The organism is Cellvibrio sp. KY-YJ-3, from assembly GCF_008806955.1.
Taxonomy (GTDB): Bacteria; Pseudomonadota; Gammaproteobacteria; order Pseudomonadales; family Cellvibrionaceae; genus Cellvibrio.
The window spans coordinates 2,407,181-2,425,751 of the sequence record NZ_CP031727.1 but is presented as its reverse complement, the minus strand read 5'-3'; the positions used below and the strand labels follow the sequence as shown (position 1 = coordinate 2,425,751).

The window sequence follows — 18,571 nt, the reverse complement described above, 5'->3', positions numbered from 1 at the left end:
TTCACTGTGTTTCATCCTCTTGGCAGCCATCGGCAACCTGGGGTGTAACGCCCAACCGACAGCAAACAACACTATGAGCCACTCTCCCGCAGCAGAATTGGATTTCACTCAACCGCAAATTTTCCGGTTTGATAATCACCAAGGAGCCAGTGGTGAACACAAGGTTTCCCCCGATCAGCAGTACACAGAACAAAGCGGTTATGGTTTTGATTTGCAAACCCACCCCACCAATAACAACGATCCTTTTTATTTTTCGGTAGCAGTACCTGAAGGAAATTACCGGGTCATTGTGGAGTTTGGCCATACCACACTCGCCTCCACCAATACGTTGCGCGCTGAATTGCGCCGCCTGTATGTAAAGGATTTAACAACGGCTGCCGGCGAATTTATCCAGCGCAGTTTTATCGTCAATATTCGCAACGGTTTATTACAAGCGCCGGAATTAAACGCACCAGGTGCTACTCGGGTTACCTTAAAAGAATTAGAGCAACACCGTTTACATTGGGATAATAAATTAACACTGGAATTTAATGGCGCAGCGCCGCAGGTGCGCTCGATAAGCCTGCAACAAGTCAATGTGCCCACTGTTTATTTGGTAGGTGATTCCACGGTAACCGATCAACCCTATGAGCCTGCCGCAAGCTGGGGGCAAATGTTGCCCTACTTCTTCACAGCGCCTTTATTTAAAGGGGAAATCGCCATCGCGAACCATGCTGAATCCGGCGAGACGATGAAATCATTTATCACTGCCGGGCGTTTTGCCAAAGTGCTTGAACGCATGAAAGCCGGTGATTATTTATTGATTCAATTCGGCCACAACGATCAGAAAAAACAATGGCCACAAACCTACGTCGAGGCCACTACCACTTATAAAGATTATTTAAACGTATTTATTGCTGAAGCACGCCTGCGCGGTGCGACCTCCGTATTAATTACCTCAATGCAGCGCCGCACTTTTAATGACCAGGGAAAAATCGTTAATAGCCATGGCTTGTATCCGCAAGCCGTGCGCGAAGTAGCGCGCGAAAAAAATATCACCTTAATCGATTTGGATAAAATGAGCGTGCAGCTTTATGAAGCACTCGGTGTAAATAAGGCACCGCTCGCATTTAATGACAATGGCAAAGATGCCACTCACCACAACAACTATGGTGCCTATCAATTGGCGCGCTGTGTAACAGAGAGCATCCGCCAATCATCACTGGCGTTGGCAGCCCAACTATCCAATCAACCGGCTTACCACCCCGCACAACCAGATCCGGTCGAACACTTTGTTTTGGCACCTAGCCCACAGGCTTCCAGCCTGAGACCGGATGGCAACTAACAAACCGCGCTGTTACTGCTACCTAAATACTCAAATTACGTCACCGGTAACGAATGGTATTGGAACTTAATGACCCCTTTAGATTGACATTGATTGAATATGATTGTTTTGCAAAAAAACCTGTATTACGATGCCAAAAAACACAGGGTAACTCCTTAGTGCTTTGTTTTGTCCAACGCTAATTCTAAGAATGGAGAACCAAATGAAACACACCAGCTTTGCAATCAACCCATTGGCAGCAGCCGTTATCACCCTGAGCCTTGCCACGGCAGTACAAGCACAAGGCAATGGCGACGACCAACTCGAAGAAGTGACTGTTACGGGTTTTAGAGCCTCATTGAATACCGCGCTGATGCAAAAACGCGAAAGCGCTGCCGCTGTAGACAGTATTGTTTCTGAAGATATTGGTAAGTTCCCCGACTCTAACCTCGCTGAATCCATGCAGCGTATTCCCGGTGTTGCTTTGTCTCGTGGCGACGGCGGTGAAGGTAAAAACATTTCAGTGCGTGGCCTGGGTGCAGAATTTACCCGTGTACGCATCAACGGCATGGAAGGCACCTCGCAGACAGGTTCTTCCGACATTTATGGCGCAGGTAACGCGGGCCGTAGCTTCGACTTCAACGTATTTCCATCAGAAATTTTCTCTGAATTGACCGTGCGCAAAACCCCGAGCGCCGATATTGAAGAAGGTTCATTGGGTGCAACGGTTGATTTAAAAGCGCCAAAACCGCTGTCGTTTAGCGAAGAACTCACCATGACCGGTACACTGCGCGGTGTTTACAATGAAGTGAGTGAATCGACTGACCCACGCATGTCAGGTTTGATTGCCAAAAAATTTGCTGATGACACTTTTGGCGTATTGGTTTCCTTCGCTCACTCCGAACGCAATATTCGTGAAGTGGGTTACTCCGCCGTAAATATTTTACCTAGCTATGTGAACGGTGGTTTCTGTTCACCTGTGGGTTACACCGGTACACAAGTTCCCGCGACTAACGCCGCTAAAGGTGCCGATGCACTTAACTGCAGCACTGGCAACCCGCGTACTGGCAGCATCGAAGCTTATGAATTAATGCGCACTACCACCGGCGTTTCCGGCAGTTTTGGCGGCGGTGTATTTATGCCGCGTATTCCGCGCTATTTGAATTCCGAACAGGATGCCGAACGCACCGGTGGCTCTATTACCCTTGAATGGGAACCGAACGAAAATACCAATATTTCTCTGGATAACTTGCACTCAAAATACGACGTAGTGCGTCGCGACAACTATATTGATGCACTCTCCTTTGCACGTAACGCCAACAACAATGGCCAACCAATGGTGTCAGTCAAAGAATTGGAAATCGATGATAAAGGTTCATTGGTTTACGGTTTATTTGATGGTGTAGATTTGCGCTCAGAGAGTTTGGTGGATCGCTTTACCTCTACCTTCCGTCAAACTAATTTGAATGTGACACACAATTTTAGCGATGACTTTGAAATGAATATTTTGCTCGGCAATTCTATGTCCGAGTTTGATAACCCAGAGCGTTTGACAGTTAACCTGGATGCAATCGACACCGACAACTACGTGATGGATTTCCGCAACGGCGGCAATATTCCATTGCTGCAATACGGTGTGGATGTAAACGACCCATCCATTTTCCAATACGGCGCTGGTTTGGCAGACGGCACAGTACTGGGTAACTGGAACACTCGCAACCTGACCCGCACCACAGAAAACACCACCGCTGAAGCAAATTTCACTTGGCAAATAAACGAAACCTACAAACTCAAGTTTGGTGCACAAAGCCGCGAGAGTGACTACAAAACCCGCAGCCGAATCGTTGCACCCGCATTCACAGCAACCCGCAATTTGCCTGCCGGTGTGAGTGTGTCGGACTTCACATTGAGTGTTAATGGTGTAAATGACGTGTTAGGTTCAGGCACACTGGGTGATTACGTGGGTGTCGATCACGAGAAATGGAAAGAAGCAGTAGGCTTTGACGATTTTGTGTGGTGTGGCGCTGAGTGCGGTGCGCAATCACCAGAAGTGAATGAAAAAATTAATAGCGCCTTTGTGATGACCGAGTTCAACTTCGACACACTTGCCATGCCGATACGCGGTGATTTGGGTGTGCGCTACGTAGAAACCGATCAAGAGAGCTTGGGCTTTGTTCCCACTGCAGCACCTGCAGGCTCGGCTTACCCCACCGTTGCCAATCCGGTCACTGTAGGCCGTAAATACGATGACTTGTTGCCATCCACCAACATCGTGGTGGAAATTAATCCGTCATTACTCGCACGCTTCTCATTTGCAGAAGTAATGTCGCGTCCGGAATTGGGTTTGTTAATTCCAAGCGGTTCGATGAACCCAACCACACGCACAGCATCAGTGGGCAACCCCTTCCTGGAACCGATTCGCGCCAAAACCTATGACGCGGGATTGGAGTGGTATTTTGATGAAGGTGCATTAGCCTCCGTCGCTTATTTTGAAAAAGATATAGATACCTACATTCAATCTATTTCCAGCTTGGTGCCCTACACCGAACTGGGTCTACCTACCACACTCTTAGAAGGTTCAGCGGCAACGGCAACCGATTTGTTTACGGTTAACCGCTCCACCAATACCGAAGGTGGCCCACTCAAAGGTTACGAATTAAATCTGCAATTGCCATTTACGTTCCTGCCAGGTTTCTGGCAAGACTTTGGTTTATTGGCAAACTATACCCACGTAACTTCAGATATTGATTACGTGTTGCAAAGCGCCAACGGTGTACCCACGCTGACCACGACCAATGACTTGATTGGTTTGTCAAAAGATGCGGCCAGTACCACTATTTACTACGAAAATGACGCCTTCAGTTTCCGTACTACCGGTAGCTATCGCTCAGGTTATTTGCGCGCAATTCCCTCTGGCGGCAACGACAGTGACGTATTGGGCAACAAATCCACCTTCTTCGTGGATGCATCAGCGTCGTACAACCTGACCGACAATGTGAAGTTGATTGTGGAAGCACAAAACCTCACCGACGAACGCAACACCTTGTACATCGACAGTAACCGTCAGGACACACTGTTTGAAACCGTTATTGGCCGCACCCTCACTGTTGGTGTTAGTGCCAAGTTTTAACAAACCATAGCAAGGCCTGTTGGCTGCCGGAATTTTCCGGCAGCCTTTTTTATTCTCTAATTTCTATTACCTATTTTTATTGGTTGATTTTTATTTCCCACGGAACTCTGAAAATACGCTTTCGTCATACCCGCAAATGCGTGGTATCCATAAAAATAAATGGAGATGGTGCAATGAAATGTTTAACCCTTCCTGCTTATATCGTTTTACTCGCAAGCCTCATAACACTTCCCGCGCAGGCCGAACCCAATCCCACAGTGTTAGAGCGCACCGAATTAACAGTCGCCGTACCAAAAAATATTAATGCCCTTGAAATTAACGCCAGCGACTTCGGTGCAAAAGGTGATGGAACAACCGACGATACCATCGCATTACAAAAAGCAATTGATGCGACCGCCGCAAAAAAGGCGACGTTGGTATTACAACCGGGTACTTACCTTACCGGGTCGCTATTCTTAAAATCCAACATGGCGCTGCGTTTGGATAAAGGCGTAACGCTTACCGGCAAACAGAATATTGAATCCTATCCGCGTCAAAAAACCCGCATCGCCGGGATCGATATTGTATGGCCTTCTGCGCTATTGAATGTATACGAACAAGCTGATGTACACATTTATGGTGAAGGCACCATCGACGGTAATGGCATGGTGTTTTGGCAAACCTTTTGGGATAAACGTAATGTGTATGAAGGTAAGGGCTTGCGCTGGGCGGCCGATTACGACGCTGAGCGCCCGCGTTTAATTCAAGTCTATAATTCAAAACGCATTGAATTGGGTGGCGGTTTACAGATGCACCGCGCCGGTTTTTGGACGCTACAAATTGTCTATTCCAACGATGTAAAAGTATCCAACGTAGTTATTCGCAACAACTCCGATGGCAAAGGCCCCTCCACCGATGGTATCGATATAGATTCATCGCACCATGTACTGGTAGAAAAAGCCGACATTGATGTCAACGACGATGCACTCTGTTTAAAAGCCGGGCGCGATGCCGACGGATTGCGCGTGAACCGCCCCACCGAACACGTGGTAATCCGCGATTCCATTATTCGCCACGCCGAAGCCGGTGTTACTTTTGGCAGCGAGACCTCCGGCAGTATTCGCAATATCGATGTTTACAATCTGGATGTGCAAGGCCCGGTGTACAGCGGCATATTTTTTAAATCTGCCCATGTACGCGGTGGCACTGTATCTGACATTCGTATCCGCGATATGAAAGTACAAAATGCCGAAGCCGCGGTGCGCGTGGATTTAAATTGGCTGCCCGTTTATTCCTACCCGGTCATTCCACCCGGCATTAAAAATGTGCCGGAACATTGGAAAATTCTTGCGACCCCGGTACCCAAAGAAAAGGGCATGCCGAAACTGCGGGACATTCATATCAGCAACATAAAAGCCGATGCCAACGCCGCATTTTTGATGCAGGGTTATGCAGAAGCGCCGCTGCAAAATGTTCACTTCAGCAATATGCACATTACCGCCGCAGCCTCCGGTGCAATCACTCATGGGCGCGGATTTAGTTTTGATAATGTAACCATTGAAACGACTGACCCCGATGCCGTTATTTTTGATGATGTCGCCAACACCAAAGGCGAAATCACTTACCTAAGATCAGCGGCGCAATAATTATGTCAAATCCATTACTCGGGGTTTTATTCCATTGGCTGGGCGGATTAGCGTCTGCCAGCTTTTATGTTCCCTTTCGCAAAGTGCGCGGTTGGTCTTGGGAAATCTATTGGTTAATGGGCGGATTTTTCTCGTGGATTTTCGCCCCCTGGATTTTTGCCTATTTCCGCACTGAGGATTTATTTGGCGTGATTGCCGCTGTCGATAGCAACACACTGATTCAATGTATTGTGTACGGTCTGCTCTGGGGGCTGGGTGGCTTAACTTTTGGTTTGACTATGCGCTACCTGGGCTTGTCGCTAGGTATGGCAGTTGCACTCGGGCTATGTGCATTTTTTGGCACCATTATTCCACCTATGCTCAAAGGCGTATTTTTTACGGAGGTGTTACCCACCACCCACGGAAAAATTGTGTTGGTCGGGCTGGCAATGTGTTTGCTAGGTATTGCGATTGTAGGTGCAGGTGGAATCTGCAAAGAAAAAGAAAGCCCACCCGAAGAGCGGCAGAAAAATATCGCTGAATTCGATTTAAAAAAAGGTTTATTAGTCGCGTTATTTTGCGGGCTCATGTCCTCTTGTTTTGCCTTCGGCATTTCCGCTGGTGAACCGCTGGCAGCATTATCAGCCGCCGCAGGAACTAATCCGCTATTCAAAGGTTTACCGGTTATTTGTATTGTATTGATTGGCGGTGCCACGACTAATTTTCTGTGGTGTGGTTATTTAATTGTAAAAAATAAAACCGCTGCGGAAATCCTCCAACCCAAAATGCGTTCAGCGAATGAGCGCCCCGCTACCAGCGGTATTAATTTACTCTGGTGCGCATTGGCAGGCGTGCTCTGGTATTTCCAATTTTTCTTTTATGTCATGGGTGAAAGCCAAATGGGCGAGTATGGTTTTTCCTCCTGGACGCTGCATATGGCTTCTGTCATTATCTTTTCGTCACTCTGGGGGTTTGCACTAAAAGAATGGAAAGGTTCCAGCCGTAAAACCCTGAATTATGTATTCCTTGGCCTCAGTTGTTTAGTGAGTTCCACTATTGTGATCGGCTACGGCAATTCTTTGGTGTAATCGGCGAGCACTTACCTTCTACAGGTTCGTCATTTGCCAGCTTTAACATTTGTGAGTTTCATCATACCTGCGAATGCGGGTATCCATAAAAATCGTTAGGATAAAACCTATGAAACGAAGAGACTTATTAATTTCCTCCGCTATTGGCAGCGCGCTGTTGATGCTGAATAAACATTCAATGGCTGCAGATTTACCTTCCTCACAATCTACTAGCGTACCTATTGCCGCTAACACCCACGGAGTTATTCCCACCGAATGGATTGATCCGATAAGCAAGAAAAAGATTATCCGCCTGTCGCAAATTGATAATTCAAAATCCCTTTACTTTCACGACAATGCGTTTACTCACGACAGCCGCTACATGGTTATGAATACCCCTGAGGGTATAGGCCTGTATGATTTTTCAACCCATAGCCATTCGCTGTTAGCCGAAGGCCAGTATGAAGTGATTATGGTGTCCTACGCCAAACCTATTTGTTATGCGCGCAAATATACCGCTGAATTCAAAGGTAAAGACAACGCCAATCTATTTGATAATGTCGAATACTATGCGATTGATATTCCCAGCGGAAAACAAACGTTTATTGGTATTTTTCCCCAGGGTTTTATCACCTCCATCAATGCCGATGACACTTTAATGGCAGGCGCCTACGCCACTGAATTTGTAGAATTGCAACCCGGCCCTAAAGTCGCCAATACCGACGGTGGCTATAACGCCTTAGGGCCAGACGGCAAACCACTGAACTTCGCTGAAGCTAAAGAACTGCGTATGGCTGAGCGCCTGGCTAAAAATATTCCCATGGAAATTTTTACCATCGATATTAAAACCGGTAAACGCAAAGTGGTTACCAGTTCACGCGATTGGCTAAACCATGTGCAGTTCTCCCCTGCCGACCCGCGCAAAATTATGTATTGCCACGAAGGCCCCTGGCATATGGTGGATAGGATCTGGACGATTGATATCAATGGCAAAAATAAACAAAAAATTCACCAGCGCAGCATGAATATGGAAATTGCAGGCCATGAATTTTTTTCGTTTGATGGCAAAACGGTGTATTACGATCTGCAAACCCCGCGCGGCGAAGTTTTTTGGTTAGCCACTTACAATCTGGAAACCCAACAGCGCCATTGGTATCACCTTGAACGCAACGAGTGGTCAGTGCATTACCAAATATCGCGCGATGGAAAATTGCTAGCCGGTGATGGCGGCGACCACGAAATGGTCGCACGCGCCGAGGACGGCAAATATATTTATTTGTTTGAACCGGAAATTATTCAAGACATAGCCGTCAGTGCGCCCAATGCAGCGCAATTAATTCGCCCCGGTAAATTAAAAACAACCAAGCTCGTGGACATGCATAAACACGACTACCGTGTAGAACCCAACTTGCAGTTCTCGCCGGATGGAAAATATTTAGTCTTCCGCTCTAATATGCACGGCCCAATCCACGCCTACGCCGTAGAACTTTAAGTATTTGTTGTACTGCTGGTTTGGCAAAAGTTCAAACCAGTATTTTTCTTGTTAATGTTTATTTTCTCTTTCACTACTCTTTTATTTTTATTGCTTTTTTATTTTTATTTCTCTCTTTCATCTCTCTCTTCTTATTTTCTTTTTAGTACCTCTTCTTTTTTGTGTTGTTTTTTCCAACGTCAGCACTCTCGCTCCTCCCTCAGGTTTTAAGGCATTCCTTTTTTAATGATTAATGCGCCATTTTTGAACGCAATTTTCCGTTGGTTACAGCCAGTGTTACCTATGACCACAAATGATTACCAATGACCGATAAAATGATTGTTTATGATTGACCATGAATTAATATGATAATAGTATTCGGTGGTTCGTTCAAAATAATCGTTAAACACAATAATAGAGAGGGAAAAATGACTACCTTCAGTCAAATCAAGTCAACACGAGTAGAAAACACCAACATCCCCTTTTCGCGCAAGCTCCTCGCCAGCGGTATTGCATCCATGTTGGTTGCCAGTGCCGGTTTGGCCGTGCTTAGCCCCGGCGCTTTTGCGCAGCAATCCGCGACAGTAACCACTACCGCAGATAAAGATATTGAAGAAGTAGAGGTATCCGGCATTCGTTTCAGCCAACGCAGTGCACTGGACCGCAAAAAAGCGGCAGTGACCATGACTGACTCATTGGTAGCCGAAGATATTGGCGCCTTCCCCGATAAAAATATCGCTGAAGCATTGCAACGCATTCCCGGTGTACAAATTGGCCGCGACAACGGCGAAGGCTCATCGGTAAGTGTGCGTGGTGTAGACCCGGATTTACTGCGCGTGGAATTAAACAGCGTTGGCGCTATGGGTATGGGCGGCAGCCGCGGCGTGGACTTCCGCGATATGGCTTCTGAATTAGTTAAATCGTTGGACGTTATTAAAGGTTCCGAAGCGCGTTTAACTGAAGGTGGTATTGGCGGCACGATTCAAGTAAACACCCGTAAGCCGAATGAATTTGAAAATAACTTTTTTTCGGCCAATGGCGAAGTGCAATACAACGATTTGATTGGCGATGCCATGCCTAAAACCAATTTAATTGGTGTATACAAATTTAATGAAAAACTCGGTGTCTTGGTAAACGTTACCGCTGCCAACAAAGACACAGTACTGCACGGTATTCGCAATACGGAGTGGGCGCGCTTTGCTGACTACGATGGCGATGCAGCAAAAACATCGGTTAACCCCAAATACGAAAACATAACCGAACAATCCGGTTGCTCCAGCATTTCTGTTGTCGCTGATCGCAATGTGTGTTTGGCACAGTGGCAAGAATTTGTACCCTACTTACCGCGTTATGGAATCTGGGCACGCAAGGAAGATCGTTTAAGCGCAAACACCATGGTGCAATACGCCTTCACCGATAGCCTCTCGGCTTATGTAGGTTACACCTATAACGAGCGGGATAAGTCGGCCTACGATATTAATATGCAGTTTGAAACCAACTCTGCAGCGCGCTTAAAACCTGAGTCAGTTGTTGTTGATGATCGCAAAAATGTTGTTGGTTTTAAAACACGTGATGCGACCGTCAGCAACCGTGTACTGGATATCGATTGGTATCAAGAAACCAGTATGCTTGAAACCGGTTTTGAATATAGTCAGGATAAATTTCAGGCTTCTGGCGTTATTGCACGCTCAACGTCTGAACAAGATATTGATTCGCGCGGCACCACCGTATGGGCTGGTGGGATTGTCGATATGGAAGTGACATTAAACCGTGAGGGTTTACCAAACATCGATTTAAGCAATGCCTATATCCGCAATGCCAGTGATTTAACCGATACCTCCAATAAGTTCGATATGAATAATCCTGCCAGTTATTCTGGTGGGGGATCTTATAACTATCGCCCTATGGAAGATGAAACCCAGGAAGACATGGCAAAACTGGATTTTGCCTATTCGCCAGATAGCGGGTTCTTCACCAAATTCCAAACCGGTTACCAATACAACACCCAGGAATTTACCAATGCAAATTATGCCTACAACATAGTTCGCAACGTTGGTGCTAACTATAACGGCCAAGAGTGGACTATGGCCGATCAAGTTGCGCTGATTGAAGGCCGTACAAAAAGCACGCCCGATTTCTTTAAAAATTTCAGCCTCAACACTTATGCCCCCAGTACCTGGCAAGCACTCGATTCCAAGGCAATTCTGGAAGAGTTGAGAGCCATCAGTGCAGACAATACTACCCGCAACGACTTGAATATTAATCGCGGAAATTTTGATGTGGACGTAGCGACCAATGCGTTTTATGGCCAAGCCAACTTTGAAATGGCCATTGGTAGCATGCCATTAAAAGGTAACTTTGGTGTGCGTGTAGTGGATACTAAAACCACAGCCAATGGTGATGTCACTATCCGTGTGATGGTGGATCAGTTGGATGCCAACGGCAACCCTGTCGTTAACCCTGTTACCGGCGCTTATGCAGCCCCTATTGAAGCTATCGATCACCCGGATGCCTTCAACGGTCGCAAAACGATTAAGGAAGGCTACACAGAAACTTTGCCAAGTTTGAACCTGACACTTGGTTTAATTCCGGATGAATTGGAATTATTTTTTGGTGCCGCAAAAGTCATGGCACATCCGCGCATTGCAGACATTAACGTAAACGCAACCTGCGTGATTAACGACTACACCCAAGCTCAAATTGATGATCTACCCAATACCTGTACGGCAGGAAATCCGGCATTAAATCCTTATGTCGCGAATCAATTGGATCTCGCGTTAACCTGGTATCCGAATGAAGATTCGATTGTATCTGCTGCCTTCTTTACCAAAAAAATGGATAACTGGATTTTTGATCCGGACACCCAGTATAACGTGGATTTTTTTAACGATGGCCGCGTGTGGGATGTGCGTCAACGATATAACAATACCGGTGCAACCACCAAAGGCGTTGAACTTCAGGCAAGTACTATGTTCACCATGTTGCCTGCCCCCTTCGATGGTTTAGGTGGCAGCGTTAACTACACTTACATGAAAGCCGAAGATGTAGGTTTATTTGATGGCATTACGGGCGAGGAATTGCCCTTCCCTCAACAATCACAAGACAGCTACAACATCAGTGCGTTTTACGAAACCGATGTATGGGGTGTACGTCTTGCCTACAACTTCCGGGGCGAATATTTATGGCGGGCATCTGATCGCTCAGGCAACCCACTGTACGTCGATGATGGCGGTTATTTGGATGCAAAATTTAATTACAACCTGACCGAAAAACTAAAATTTTATATCGATGGCCGCAACCTGACCAAAGAAGTATTGGTATATAACTCAGGCGAAGGTCGTATGTCCCAATATGACTATTCAGGCAGAGAATTTGCCATTGGCCTAACCTATAAAATGTAATTTTTGTTCGCTAAACCCCGACTAATCCTCGGGGTTTTTTATTATCAACCTTTAAGGAGAATAACCAATAATGAAACTCTCTTATATCAACACATCCCTTAATAGCCTAAAGCAGCCTTGGTTGCGCAAGGCAGTTTTTTCAGTTTGTGCGCTCACCGCTTTATCAGTCCCGCTGAGCCAAGCGCATCAACAGCAGGATAAGAAAAAACCCGATTGCCGTGAATCACAAACCTGTGAAATTAAAAAATCTGTGGAGAATCTGGATCGCGGTTTAGTTGTCATTCCCACCGAAAACGGCAATGCCATTAGCTGGCGTCTGCTGCAAAAAGATCCTACCAAAAAAGGCTTTCATGTATTTCGCAATGGTAAAAAATTAACCAAAAAGCCGCTGGCATCCGCCACTTTTTTTATGGATACCCAAGGCAAAGCGGGGGATAAATATCATGTGATGATTGAAGGTGAACATCACCTGCAAGATAAAAAAGCGAATAGCGCAACGGCATGGAGCAACGCTTATTTAAGTATTCCACTCAACAAACCCAAAGGTGATTCCATTTTGGGTATGATGCACGATTACAGCGCGAACGATGCAAGTGTTGCCGATTTGGATGGTGATGGCGACTATGAAGTAATTGTGAAATGGAACCCCAGCAACGCCAAGGACAACTCCCAAAGCGGTTATACCGGTAATGTGTTTATCGACGCTTATACCCTGGAAGGCGAACAACTCTGGCGAATTAATTTGGGCAAAAATATTCGCGCCGGTGCGCACTACACCCAATTTATCGCCTACGACTTTGATGGCGATGGTCGCGCTGAAATTGCGATGAAAACTGCAGATGGCACAGTCGATGGTCGCGGTACAGTGATTGGGGATGCAAGTGCCGATTATCGCAACAGCAGCGGTTATATTTTAAATGGTCCAGAATATTTAACCATGTTTGATGGTTTGTCGGGCGAAGCACTGGACACTATTGATTATGTTCCTCAGCGCGGCAATGTCGGCAGCTGGGGCGATACCTATGGCAACCGCGTGGATCGTTTCCTGGCGGGCGTCGCTTATTTGAATGGTGAAACACCAAGTTTATTTATGGCCCGTGGTTATTACACCCGCGCGGTGGTTGCTGCATTTGATTGGGTCGATGGAAAATTCAGCGAGCGCTGGGTGTTTGATACCAATAACGCCAATGGCGATGAAATTGTTTACGGCCAGGGTGCACACAGTGTGTCGGTTGCCGATGTGGATAGCGATGGCCGCGATGAAATTATTTACGGCGCTGCTACCATCGACGATAACGGCCATGCACTTTACAGCACAGGTTTAGGCCACGGCGATGCACTGCATGTTTCCGACATAGACCCTACTCGCCCCGGCCAGGAAATTTTTATGGTGCATGAATGCCCCTCCTGCTACACCAAAGACGGTGTGGAATACGGAGTGGAATTGCACGATGCGGCCACCGGCCAAATATTGTGGAGCCGCCCAACTAACGGTGGCGATATTGGTCGCGGTGTAAGTATTGATATAGACCCCCGTTTTGCAGGCAATGAAAACTGGAGTTCTTCTGCCGTTGCTGGCTTGGTAGCAGCCAATGGTCAATTAATTGGTGATGTTCGCCCACCCCAAGTTAATTTTGCACTCTGGTGGGATGGTGATTTGTTACGCGAAATTCTGGACGGTAACAAAGTATATAAATGGGATTACGAAAATAGTGTTTCCAATATTATTTTGAATGGCGATTTATACAGCGCAGTGTCTGCCAATGGCACCAAAGCCACACCTGCTATTTCTGCTGATATTATTGGTGATTGGCGCGAAGAAGTGGTTTGGGCCAAAGCGGACAGCAGCGAGCTAATGATTTTCTCCAGCCCGATTCCCACCAATCATCGCATTCCTACCCTGATGCAAAACCCGCAATACCGTGTAGCGATTGCCTGGCAAAATGTAGGTTACAACCAACCACCGCACCCGAGCTTCTATTTGGGTAGCGATATGCAAACAGTGCCCGACTATGCCACAACCAGTGTTAAAGGTACTCGCTGGGCAAAATTAGTCGCACAAGGCGATACGAACAAAGTGACTGTGCGCCTGTATAGCAACAAAGCAAAATTTAACGGTGCTCATATTTTCCGCAGCACTGAGGACGCACCAGACAATAAAATTCGAATTGGTTATGTTCATGGCGATCAAGGTGAACTGATCGATACCAATGTAGTGCCGGATGTAAATTATATTTACTCCGCTGAACTGCGCGGTGGTAAAAAACATCGTCAACTCGATGCTGGAACATCCAAAACCCAATTGTCAGTTAGCTTAATTCCGCAAGTGGAATTAAATATTATCAACAACATGGTGCCAGTACAGCTAACCTGGCGCAGCGAAAATATGGAATTACGCAGCATTCATATTTATCGCGCAGAAACGCCAGACAATACACAACCGGCGGATTTTTCCAGCAGTCAATTAGTCGGCACCGCCACCGCTGATAGCATTAGCTGGCAGGACACCACCGCCACTGCCGGTAAAAATTATTACTACTGGGTTGAGTTTGATAACGCGACAACAAACGAATTGGTGCGCACAGAGCCTGCTTACGTCGACACAATACTCGAACCAAAAACCAATCTAGTGAGTAGTAAAGTTAGCAATGGCATTAATTTGAGCTGGAAGCTGCAAGACTTCCCATCTATTCGCGTAGTTGAGATCTATCGCAATACCCGCAACCAAGCCAGTGGTAGAACCCGTGTTATCGCCAGCGCTCCGCAAGAGGGAACGCTAGTAGATACCGGCGTAGTAGCAGGAACAACCTATTGGTATATGTTCAAACTCACTATGACTGATGGCACCACGGTAAATACCATACCGGAAGCCAGCATTACATACTAAAACTCCGCATCAAAAAAATGCCGACTGTTTTTTACAGCTCGGCATTTTTTTATTGCCCGATCATTTATTACCACAACGAGGATTTATTGTGAAGCTCACACAAACACTCGCCATCGCACTAACGATTAGCAGTAGCTTGATGTTTACGTCACCTCAGGCAGAAACCATTAGCAATAAAATCCCTGAGCGCGAACAAACTATCACCACAATTAAAAAACTTGCCTTAGCGGAGGTGGCGAGACTAAAAGAAATAGAAACCAAACCTGAATTAAAACGGCGGCACATTAACACCAACTGGATTTCCGCCACATTTTTTGTCGGTACCGCCAAATTAGTGGATGTTGCCAATGTGTCAGATGTGCTCGCGTTTAACATGGAAACTGCACAGCGTTTTAACTACGCCCACCAAGGCCACGGCGCGCCGGTACATTTAATTAATGCCGACGATCAAGCCATTGGTGATTTATATCAAGCTATTTATTTACGCACCGGTTTGCCCGGCGTGCTTATGCCGCTGCAACAGCGGCTGGATTACACCCTACCCTATTTAAGCCTCACACCTGCGCCACAAAAATTAGTCTGGTGGTGGTGCGATTCATTATTTATGGCGCCGCCGGTATTAACACGCATGTCGGCAATTACCGGCGATGCAAAATATATCGATGCCATGGATAAACAATTTTGGCGCGTGTACGAGCGCCTCTACGACAAAGACGTTAATTTATTTGCGCGCGATGAACGTTTTATCGAGCGCCGCTCCGCCAACGGCAAAAAAATATTCTGGTCGCGCGGACAAGGTTGGGTAGTAGCAGGACTCGCCCGTATTCTGGAAGCCATGCCGGAGAATTATCCAAGCCGCCCGCAGTATGTGACACTATTCCAGGAGATGATGGCCAGTATCGCCAAACTCCAACAACCGGACGGACTCTGGCGCGCAAGCTTGTTGGATCTGGAAGCCTACCCGGAACCGGAAACCTCCGGCACCGCATTTTTTACCTATGCACTAGCCTTTGGCATTAACCACGGTTTACTCGAGCGCGATAAGTATTTACTGCAAGTGCTGAGAGGCTGGGCGGGTTTAAATAATTATATTTTGCCCAACGGCATATTGGGCCAGGTGCAATCTGCGGGCGATCAACCCGTACCCACCAAACGCGAAACTACAGCGCTTTATGCCTCGGGCGCCTTTATTTTAGCGGGCTTGGAAATCGCCAATTTAAATCAACCGATTACTAAACTACCGCTGCCATTACCCAAACCGCCCAAACCGGAATATCACGCCAGCGATATTCCCCCCAGCCCGTTACCCGCCAACCCAACTCCCGAGCAGGTGCGTGAAGACCAACGCCGCAATGCTGAAAAACAAGCGGTAAAGGATTTGATGTTTGATCCCTGGGTGGATTATTCACAGCCATAATATTCAGCCATTTATTTTTCACTTGAGGCTGAAAATGGATACCCGCTAACGCGGGTATCGCAATGATGATTTAAAAATCATCGCCGCCGAAATAATAGCAGCGGCTGAATGACTGAGCGGCCATAGAGCACACTTATACCCGACAACCCTTTGAGCGCATCCGTAACAGATTTGTCGGTGCGAATGGCAAAGCTGGTGAAGCCGCATTGGCGCATATGGCTAAGCTGGTCGCGCAATACATCACCCACCGCACGCAATTCCCCGGCCCAACCCAAGCGGGTGCGCAATACGTAGGCTTGGGTGTATGCGCGGCCATCGCGAAAGCTCGGAAATTGCAGCGCAATCAGCGGTACTACTGCTAACCATTGCTTTACGGGTTCTTCCTCTTCCTCAGGCGCGAGCCAAAAACCCTGTACGCTTTGCTGTTCGCCGCGCAGTACGGCATCCGGCTGACACTTTTGCCACAGCGAAAAGGGCAGAATCAGTTTTTGGTGCGCAGAAGCCTCAACCAATTCAGTTTCAGAATTAATAAACACCCAGGGGTCTTGCTCCACAATGTGCGCACCGCTTTGCGCAAGTGCAATAACATTATTCATGGCAAAACCTCCATGGGTTGCTGCTGCGGTGACGCTGAGTTTTGGTAGAGGTTTTCTTTAAAGGGATCAATACCAATTCGCTGCACCACATCAATAAAAGGTTCATCCACTTCGCGATAATCTTTGTAAGTGGTGATTATTTTTTCAATCACATCTGGCATTTCTGCGGCAGAAAATGCCGGGCCAATCACCTTACCTAAACGACTGTCATTGCCCTGAGCGCCACCCAGTGTGACTTGATAAAACTCGCTGCCGTTTTTATCCACACCCAATATGCCTATGTTGCCAATGTGGTGATGACCACAGGCATTCATACAGCCGGAAATATTTAAACTAACGTCACCGGCATCGTGCAAATAGTCCAGATCCTCAAAACGCTGTTGAATTGCCTGGGCGATGGGAATGGATTTGGCGTTGGCAAGCGAGCAGTAATCGCCACCGGGGCAAGCGATAATATCGGTGAGCAGCCCGGCGTTGGGTGTGGCCATGCCGATCAGATCCAGCGCTTGCCACAAAGCAAATAAATCCGCTTTGCGCACATCAGGCAGCACTAGATTTTGCTCGTGGGCGACACGCACTTCACCAAAACCAAATTGTTCGGCGAGTAAAGCAATCACCTCCATTTGTTCAGCGGTAACATCACCCGGCGGCGCGCTTATGCCCGGCTTGGTGGAAATAATAACCGCCGCATAACCCGTCACTTTATGCGCGATTACACTGCGCGCAACCCAGCGGGAAAATTCCGCATGCTTAAACAACTGGGTGTTGTAATCAAAATTCTGTGCGGGTAAAAATTCATAGGCCGGTGCAACAAACGCGGCGGCAATACGCTGGTATTCCTGATCAGTAATTTCCGCCGGGCCAGCATTAATCGCTTGCCACTCGCGCTGCACTTCCTCTGCAAACGCAGCAATACCCAGCGCCTTCACCAGAATTTTAATGCGCGCTTTGTATTTGTTATCCCGCCGACCGTGGCGATTGTATACACGCAAAATGGCCTCCACGTAGGAGAGCAAATGGCGCCAAGGCAAATCCTCTTTAATCGCCAAACCGATAATTGGCGTGCGCCCCAAACCACCGCCCACATAAACGCGCAGCAGCATTTCACCGTTAGTCGCGCGATAAACATGCAAGCCAATATCATGCACTTTTATCGCGGCGCGATCTTGTTCGGCCGAGGAAATCGCAATTTTAAATTTGCGCGGTAAAAATAAAAATTCCGGGTTGATGGTTGACCATTGGCGCAATAATTCAGCGAAGGGCCGCGGGTCGATAATTTCATCCGCCGCGACACCGGCAAAAGCTTCGGTGGTGACATTGCGCACACAGTTGCCAGAGGTTTGAATCGCATGCATTTGCGCAGCGGCCAGGCAATCCAGAATACCCGGCGTCTGTTCTAATTGAATCCAATTAAATTGAATATTCTGGCGCGTGGTGAAATGGCCGTAACCTTTATCATAAGTACGTGCAATGTGCGCCAGCGTGCGCAACTGATTGCCGGATAACACGCCGTAAGGAATCGCCACACGCAACATGTAGGCGTGTTTTTGCATATACAAACCATTTTGCAAACGCAGCGGTAAAAACTCCTCCTCCGTCAGCTCACCATTCAAGCGGCGCGCAACTTGATCCCTGAATTGTTCCACCCGTTCACGCACCAGCGCGTAATCATAATCATCGTAGCTATACATAACA

10 protein-coding genes are annotated in these 18,571 nt (G+C 47.2%); 8 read left to right on the top strand and 2 right to left on the bottom strand.

The window, feature by feature from the left end; genetic code table 11:
• Window positions 1-73 precede the first annotated feature (73 nt).
• From D0B88_RS10225 to D0B88_RS10190, 8 genes are all read left to right on the top strand, one after another.
• A complete protein-coding gene (locus D0B88_RS10225; RefSeq protein WP_225318319.1) occupies window positions 74-1,324 on the top strand; it encodes a rhamnogalacturonan acetylesterase in 1,251 nt (416 codons plus the stop codon).
• Window positions 1,325-1,526: 202 nt separating this feature from the next.
• Window positions 1,527-4,433 (top strand): TonB-dependent receptor, encoded by a 2,907-nt coding sequence (locus D0B88_RS10220; RefSeq protein ID WP_225318318.1) that lies wholly within the window; start codon window positions 1,527-1,529, stop codon window positions 4,431-4,433.
• Window positions 4,434-4,606: 173 nt separating this feature from the next.
• Window positions 4,607-6,058 (top strand): glycoside hydrolase family 28 protein, encoded by a 1,452-nt coding sequence (locus tag D0B88_RS10215; RefSeq protein ID WP_225318317.1) that lies wholly within the window; start codon window positions 4,607-4,609, stop codon window positions 6,056-6,058.
• Window positions 6,059-6,060: 2 nt separating this feature from the next.
• On the top strand, window positions 6,061-7,125 hold the full coding sequence (rhaT, locus tag D0B88_RS10210) for an L-rhamnose/proton symporter RhaT (protein ID WP_225318316.1): 1,065 nt from the start codon (window positions 6,061-6,063) through the stop codon (window positions 7,123-7,125).
• Between the two features lie 109 nt (window positions 7,126-7,234).
• Window positions 7,235-8,596 carry an oligogalacturonate lyase family protein gene (locus D0B88_RS10205; RefSeq protein WP_151056934.1) on the top strand — a complete coding sequence of 454 codons (1,362 nt, stop codon included), beginning with the start codon at window positions 7,235-7,237 and terminating at the stop codon, window positions 8,594-8,596.
• 407 nt (window positions 8,597-9,003) lie between these two features.
• Window positions 9,004-11,976 (top strand): TonB-dependent receptor, encoded by a 2,973-nt coding sequence (locus D0B88_RS10200; protein WP_191966410.1) that lies wholly within the window; start codon window positions 9,004-9,006, stop codon window positions 11,974-11,976.
• 70 nt (window positions 11,977-12,046) lie between these two features.
• Window positions 12,047-14,863 (top strand): rhamnogalacturonan lyase, encoded by a 2,817-nt coding sequence (locus D0B88_RS10195; RefSeq protein WP_151056930.1) that lies wholly within the window; start codon window positions 12,047-12,049, stop codon window positions 14,861-14,863.
• A gap of 88 nt (window positions 14,864-14,951) precedes the next feature.
• Window positions 14,952-16,280, top strand: a complete 1,329-nt coding sequence (locus D0B88_RS10190; protein ID WP_151056929.1) for a glycoside hydrolase family 105 protein — start codon at window positions 14,952-14,954, stop codon at window positions 16,278-16,280.
• A gap of 77 nt (window positions 16,281-16,357) precedes the next feature.
• Here the strand turns inward: D0B88_RS10190 and D0B88_RS10185 are convergent, their stop codons facing one another.
• Complete coding sequence (locus D0B88_RS10185) at window positions 16,358-16,876, bottom strand: DUF934 domain-containing protein (protein WP_151056927.1); 519 nt, start codon at window positions 16,874-16,876, stop codon at window positions 16,358-16,360.
• A complete protein-coding gene (locus tag D0B88_RS10180) occupies window positions 16,873-18,567 on the bottom strand; it encodes a nitrite/sulfite reductase (protein WP_151056925.1) in 1,695 nt (564 codons plus the stop codon). The genes D0B88_RS10185 and D0B88_RS10180 overlap by 4 nt, the downstream gene beginning before the upstream one ends.
• Between the last annotated feature and the right edge of the window lie 4 nt (window positions 18,568-18,571).

Bases quoted from the DNA above. Each gene is read 5' to 3' on its own strand.
- D0B88_RS10225 (WP_225318319.1), top strand. From the start codon at position 74: ATGAGCCACTCTCCCGCAGCAGAATTGGATTTCACTCAACCGCAAATT.
- D0B88_RS10220 (WP_225318318.1), top strand. From the start codon at position 1,527: ATGAAACACACCAGCTTTGCAATCAACCCATTGGCAGCAGCCGTTATC.
- D0B88_RS10215 (WP_225318317.1), top strand. From the start codon at position 4,607: ATGAAATGTTTAACCCTTCCTGCTTATATCGTTTTACTCGCAAGCCTC.
- rhaT (WP_225318316.1), top strand. From the start codon at position 6,061: ATGTCAAATCCATTACTCGGGGTTTTATTCCATTGGCTGGGCGGATTA.
- D0B88_RS10205 (WP_151056934.1), top strand. From the start codon at position 7,235: ATGAAACGAAGAGACTTATTAATTTCCTCCGCTATTGGCAGCGCGCTG.
- D0B88_RS10200 (WP_191966410.1), top strand. From the start codon at position 9,004: ATGACTACCTTCAGTCAAATCAAGTCAACACGAGTAGAAAACACCAAC.
- D0B88_RS10195 (WP_151056930.1), top strand. From the start codon at position 12,047: ATGAAACTCTCTTATATCAACACATCCCTTAATAGCCTAAAGCAGCCT.
- D0B88_RS10185 (WP_151056927.1), bottom strand. From the start codon at position 16,876: ATGAATAATGTTATTGCACTTGCGCAAAGCGGTGCGCACATTGTGGAG.
- D0B88_RS10180 (WP_151056925.1), bottom strand. From the start codon at position 18,567: ATGTATAGCTACGATGATTATGATTACGCGCTGGTGCGTGAACGGGTG.